Origin of the sequence: Alkalibacterium thalassium, assembly GCF_900101165.1 — a bacterium.
GTDB classification, from domain to species: Bacteria; Bacillota; Bacilli; order Lactobacillales; family Carnobacteriaceae_A; genus Alkalibacterium; species Alkalibacterium indicireducens.
The window spans coordinates 1-5,259 of sequence record NZ_FNFK01000092.1 but is presented as its reverse complement, the minus strand read 5'-3'; the positions used below and the strand labels follow the sequence as shown (position 1 = coordinate 5,259).

General features: G+C 41.3%; 8 protein-coding genes. 6 read left to right on the top strand and 2 right to left on the bottom strand.

The window, feature by feature from the left end:
- Window positions 1-343 precede the first annotated feature (343 nt).
- Window positions 344-496 carry a hypothetical protein gene (locus tag BLR76_RS11935; RefSeq protein WP_176759710.1) on the top strand — a complete coding sequence of 51 codons (153 nt, stop codon included), beginning with the start codon at window positions 344-346 and terminating at the stop codon, window positions 494-496.
- A gap of 303 nt (window positions 497-799) precedes the next feature.
- On the opposite strand, the gene BLR76_RS11195 is transcribed toward BLR76_RS11935, so the two are convergent.
- Both BLR76_RS11195 and BLR76_RS11190 read right to left on the bottom strand, forming a co-directional pair.
- A complete protein-coding gene (locus BLR76_RS11195) occupies window positions 800-1,021 on the bottom strand; it encodes a hypothetical protein (RefSeq protein ID WP_091268962.1) in 222 nt (73 codons plus the stop codon).
- 460 nt (window positions 1,022-1,481) lie between these two features.
- A complete protein-coding gene (locus tag BLR76_RS11190; RefSeq protein ID WP_091268960.1) occupies window positions 1,482-1,838 on the bottom strand; it encodes a hypothetical protein in 357 nt (118 codons plus the stop codon).
- A gap of 215 nt (window positions 1,839-2,053) precedes the next feature.
- On the opposite strand from BLR76_RS11190, the gene rpsP reads away from it, so the two are divergent.
- The 5 genes from rpsP (at window position 2,054) to rplS (ending at window position 4,875) form a co-directional block, all read left to right on the top strand.
- Entirely contained in the window at window positions 2,054-2,326 is a 273-nt protein-coding gene (gene rpsP, locus BLR76_RS11185) for a 30S ribosomal protein S16 (RefSeq protein ID WP_091268959.1), read from the top strand.
- 110 nt (window positions 2,327-2,436) lie between these two features.
- Window positions 2,437-2,682, top strand: coding sequence for a KH domain-containing protein (locus BLR76_RS11180; RefSeq protein WP_091268957.1), 246 nt, complete (start codon window positions 2,437-2,439; stop codon window positions 2,680-2,682).
- Window positions 2,683-3,114: 432 nt separating this feature from the next.
- A complete protein-coding gene (gene rimM, locus BLR76_RS11175) occupies window positions 3,115-3,627 on the top strand; it encodes a ribosome maturation factor RimM (RefSeq protein ID WP_091268955.1) in 513 nt (170 codons plus the stop codon).
- Window positions 3,627-4,373 carry a tRNA (guanosine(37)-N1)-methyltransferase TrmD gene (trmD, locus tag BLR76_RS11170; RefSeq protein WP_091268953.1) on the top strand — a complete coding sequence of 249 codons (747 nt, stop codon included), beginning with the start codon at window positions 3,627-3,629 and terminating at the stop codon, window positions 4,371-4,373. Before rimM ends, trmD begins: the two co-directional genes overlap by 1 nt.
- A 145-nt stretch (window positions 4,374-4,518) precedes the next feature.
- Window positions 4,519-4,875 (top strand): 50S ribosomal protein L19, encoded by a 357-nt coding sequence (gene rplS / locus BLR76_RS11165; protein ID WP_091268951.1) that lies wholly within the window; start codon window positions 4,519-4,521, stop codon window positions 4,873-4,875.
- The last annotated feature ends 384 nt before the right edge of the window (window positions 4,876-5,259 follow it).

The window sequence follows — 5,259 nt, the reverse complement described above, 5'->3', positions numbered from 1 at the left end:
CGGACACAAGAACCAAGCCATACAGCTTATGAGTAAATAGTCTCAACATTGTGACGGGAAGCATGCTCAATGAGTAGTCGAACTACAAGGAGGGGAAAGCTTCATCCCATTTAGAACCATCTTCCATCTAGTTCTATTTTACACAGAAACAGCACGGAATGACCAAGCGATAACCAAGATATTTAATTATCAAAGAACTAAAGTGAATGGATCATCAAAAGCGACTTTTTGAAATTTTTCTCCCCCATGGGGGAGAAAGCTCCATTCTTTCAAACAGTTAATCAATCAACTAAGTTAAGAACAATTCTTAACTACAAACTTATTATACGAGGAGGTTACTTATATGCATTATAATTACGCAAAAGGGATATTAGTTTTTATTATAGGGTTTGTTATTTCTTTCTTCGTGATTTCATTTTTTGAAGATACACTCCTAGGGGTAATAGCAGCTATTTGTTATCTTGCGGCTATTATTTCTGTATTAGACAAGAAATAAGCAGTAAAGAAAGTGGAAAGTACTGTGATAAGAAAGATAGAGTTCCACGAATTGAATTACTATCTATAAACTAGAAACGTAAAAAATGCTGCTATGCATTCCACAAATTTTTAAATGTCTCATGTCTTTCTTAAAGGACTGTGTCCTTCATATATCCAAAAAAGGACTCTATGGGGGGATTTCCCCAATAGTTAACTCTTTTAGACATGGAGTGAATAATGCCCGATTGTTCAATGTTTTGCTAATAAGTAGGATTGGTTGTTTAATATTAAGCTTGTGCATTTTCGTTACTGTTAGGTTGAGCTATTTAGTATTTTTATTTGACTGCATTATCGAGCCTATTATTATCCCAATAAGCATGCCAAATCCAGGTCCAAAAGCCCAGATTAGTGGAAAGCTAAAAAATATTCCTACAATAAAAGAAATTAAAGCTCCTCCAATCAATCCGAAGGCAACGCCATAACCAACAGATGAGTTACTGTTATTACTATCTTGTTCTTTATTAGTCTTATTTTTATCAGTCATCTTTTTCTCCTCTTGCTGCTTCTCCTGCTTGTTAGTCTGATAAGCAGTAATATCTATATCTATATAGCACGTTCGGGTAACCTAAGTGTAGCATAAATTTTAGTGCCTTATATTGACTTTACTTTTCTGATAGACTAATTACGAAGTTCAACTTTTAATATAATTCTGAAGGAGGACTAGCTATCGTTAAAAAAGCTTTTATACGCATAGGAATCCCATACGCTGTGATCACAATCATTTTACATAATGTTTTTAATACTTTAATTGGCGAGATTCTCATGACCATTAGTTATTTTGCTCTATTTATTGGTATTCTTTTATTTTTGATTCACTGGATAAGATTAGCATTCAAGCAGTTTTTATATAACCGAAGCCATAAGCACTCGTCACAAGCAGACGATGATTAACGTAAAAAAGCATGCACCTCTCAAAATCAAGCAGAGGAGAGTGCACGCTGTTATTATAGGTCTGTTTCGTCCTGATTCATCCAGTACTGATTGTCTTCAATAAGCTGCTCAAGGATGTCACGTTCTTTTCCATTGGGGGAGGCTTCATTATTGAGAAGCTGATCCACTCGTTCAGATGAGACTCCTAATGCTTCTTCCAGTTCTTTTTTCGACAGTATATTCTTGTCGATCAGTTCTTCAGTACGGGCCAAGTAGATGATCCCGTCTATTTCCTGATCAGTCAGTTCGTCGTCGAAAGAGAATTCAAGTTTAAGCAGTTCCTTCAAAGTGGTCAGGCTCATAAAGACGCCGATCCCTTTGGCCATCAGTTTGACTTGTCGCATGATAAAATCCTGATCTTCTATTGTCATCTGACCCATCCTTTCTTACGTGACCAGTATACCATGAACGGTGATGTTACTTGTTTCCTGAAAATCTTGAAAATTTTACTCTGTAAAGAAAAAACACTTTACAATCCTTTTTTCCCGTGGTATGATACATATCGTGAGTTTGATTAAGAGCAAAACTCAGATTAAAGGGTCTTTATAAAAGATATCTTTACAATTTAACAGGAGGTGCAAGTCAAATGGCAGTAAAAATTCGTATGAAACGTATGGGTTCTAAAAGAAATCCTTTTTACCGTTTAGTTGTTGCTGATTCTCGTGCTCCACGTGATGGACGCATTATCGAGCAAGTTGGAACATACAACCCTGTATCAACTCCAGCTGAAGTTAAAATCGATGAAGAGTTAGTAATGAAATGGTTGAAAGATGGCGCGAAACCATCTGATACAGTTAAAAACTTACTTTCTAAAGAAGGAATCATGAAAAAATTCCACGATGAGAAGTACAGCAAGTAATTGGTCTAACTAAATGATTCAATGAAGAAGAAAAGAATGGGTTGTGTCGGTCATGGCGCTCCTTCTTTTCTTCCTTCTGTATACTGAGCCTATTTAAGAAGGATGGTATTATGACTGATAAAGAAATGCGCGAGCTGATAACAACTATTGTCGAGCCATTAGTGAGTCATCCTGAAGACATCAAGCTGGATTTGAAAGACACCGATGAGTTCCACGAGTATATGCTGGAAGTTCATCCGGATGATGTCGGACGTGTGATCGGTAAACGCGGACGTATTGCCAAAGCGATTCGAGCAATCGTGTACAGCATTCAGTTCGATGGACCAAAACGTGTACGACTGACCATCGTTGACTAACTCATTCTGCAGCTATGCAGGCTTGATGGTCACAAATAGCAGGTAAACAACCGGGATGGCTCTTAGAGTACATCCCTTTTTTTATGAAATTTTAATAGATTAAGTTTTTGTCTAGCTTAACGTACCAACCTCTCGAGAAAAAGATAAATTTACCCATTGCGCAGGATGCTCTTCTTCCGCATACTCTGTCTCTACGCATTGAAATGCTAGAGTCACAGCAATTCGGGGCAAATTTCCTCTACTCGCTATCGCTCGGTCGATCTCAACAATAGTTGTACGTGCTAAAGCACTACAACTTGTAAGGTCTACTCGCTATCGCTCCGGCGATCTCAAGTATATCTGTAAGAGCTGAAGCTCGAACAGATACTAAGGTATTTTCTTGTCGAGGCTAAACGGTACGTGAAGCTTTTCTATACTGAGAGGAGCAGGGCAATGGAATATTTTGACGTAGGAAAAGTTGTGAACACCCATGGACTGAAAGGGGAGGTCCGGGTCATTTCGATCACGAATACCCCTGAAGCACGATACTATGAAGGCGCGCCTTTGACCTGGTTCGGCAAGGACGGGGGAAAGGAAGAGCTGACTGTCCGTTCACATCGTCAGCACAAGAATTTCGATCTCCTGACTTTCGAAGACTACTACAACATCAATCAGGTTCAGAAGTTTGTCGGAGGAATCCTGCGTGTCGGTGAAGACTTGCTGCTGGATCTGCCTGAAAATGAATTTTACATTCATGAAGTAATCGGCTGTACCGTCATCGACAATGATACAGATGAAGAAATAGGCAAGGTCAAGGAAGTTTTATCTCCGGGAGCGAATGATGTCTGGGTCGTTCAGCGTCAGAATCAGAAGGATCTGCTCCTGCCTTATATTGAACCAGTTATTTTGGATGTCGATATAGAAAACCGTGTCGTGAGAGTACACGTAATGGAAGGGCTGGACTAATGAAAATAGATGTCGTCACGCTGTTTCCAGAAATGTTCGACGGGCCGCTCGGTCATTCAATCGTCAGTCGGGCCATCGATAAAGGCATCGTTGAAGTGAATCGCGTCAATTTCAGACAATTCGGTAAGGGCAAGCATCAGGTCGTTGATGATACGCCATATGGTGGTGGCGCAGGTATGCTTTTAAAACCTGAACCGCTCTTTGACGCAATGGAATCAATCGAGGAACGTTCACCGGAAACGAAAAAACGTGTCATTCTTATGGATCCGGCAGGGAAGCCATTTAATCAGGCTATGGCCGAGGATTTCTCAGAAGAAGAACATCTCGTGTTTCTCTGCGGCCATTATGAAGGATATGACGAGCGTATTCGTTCTCTAGTAACGGATGAGGTTTCTCTTGGCGATTACGTCCTGACAGGTGGCGAACTGGCTGCTATGGTCATGATCGATGCCTCAGTACGTCTGCTTCCGAATGTACTAGGTAACGCCGCATCAGCTCAGACTGACTCACATTCAAGCGGCCTGCTCGAACACCCGCATTACACTCGTCCTGCTGAATATAAAGGCATGGGTGTGCCGGATGTACTGATGAGCGGGAACCACGCTAAAATAGACGAATGGCGCCATAAAGAGTCACTTAAACGAACGTACTTCAGACGCCCGGATATGCTGGAGACTAGGGATCTGACTAAGCAGGAACAGCAGTGGATCAAAGAGTTTCAATTGGATCAGGAATCTGACCAGTAGTAATTTTTTTCAACGAATCAAGCAAATAACCTTTACACATAAAACGTAGTATGTTAAAGTAAGTAATTGAGTGGGCAACCACTCTTATTACGCAATATTCCGCTGAGACAAGTACTTAAGAGTGTTGCGCGAGAGGAGAAGGCAAATGAATCCATTAATTGAGGCAATCACACAAGAACAATTACGTTCTGATTTACCAGATTTTCGTCCTGGAGATACTGTTCGTGTACACGCGCGTATCGTCGAGGGTGAACGTGAACGTATTCAGCTTTTTGAAGGCGTAGTAATCAAGCGTCGTGGTCAAGGAATCAGCGAAATGTACACTGTTCGTAAAATTTCAAACGGTGTCGGCGTTGAGCGTACTTTCCCAGTACATTCACCACGTGTCGCTAAGATCGAAGTTCTACGTCAAGGTCGTGTACGTCGTGCTAAATTGTACTACCTACGTAACCTACGCGGAAAAGCAGCTCGTATTCCAGAGCGCGTTCGCAAAACTAAGTAATCAGCTAGTTTTCAAAAGATCTCATTCTTTAAGTAGAGTGAGGTCTTTTTTTTGATGTGCGCCCGGCATGGGCGACAACTTGGTGGTGAAAGTCCACTACAGACTTGGCAGTAGGAACTGTTAGCGAAAGACAAGGGTGTCCGCCGTGAGGCGGAATCTGAAGGAAGTCGGACGCAAATGCTTGCACTGACGAACAGAAACTTCATATCAAGGCTTAATAGAACGGATGAGCTTGCATTACAAAGTGAAGTCCGATACTGCCCGAATTCTATTGAGTAAATGAAGCAGTGACATGAGCAGAAGGTTGTCGTTCTTACCCGGGGAGGTCTCGTCAGCGCTTAGTAGTAACAACGAATGGCGAGAAGTCAGCCGAGGTCATAGTAG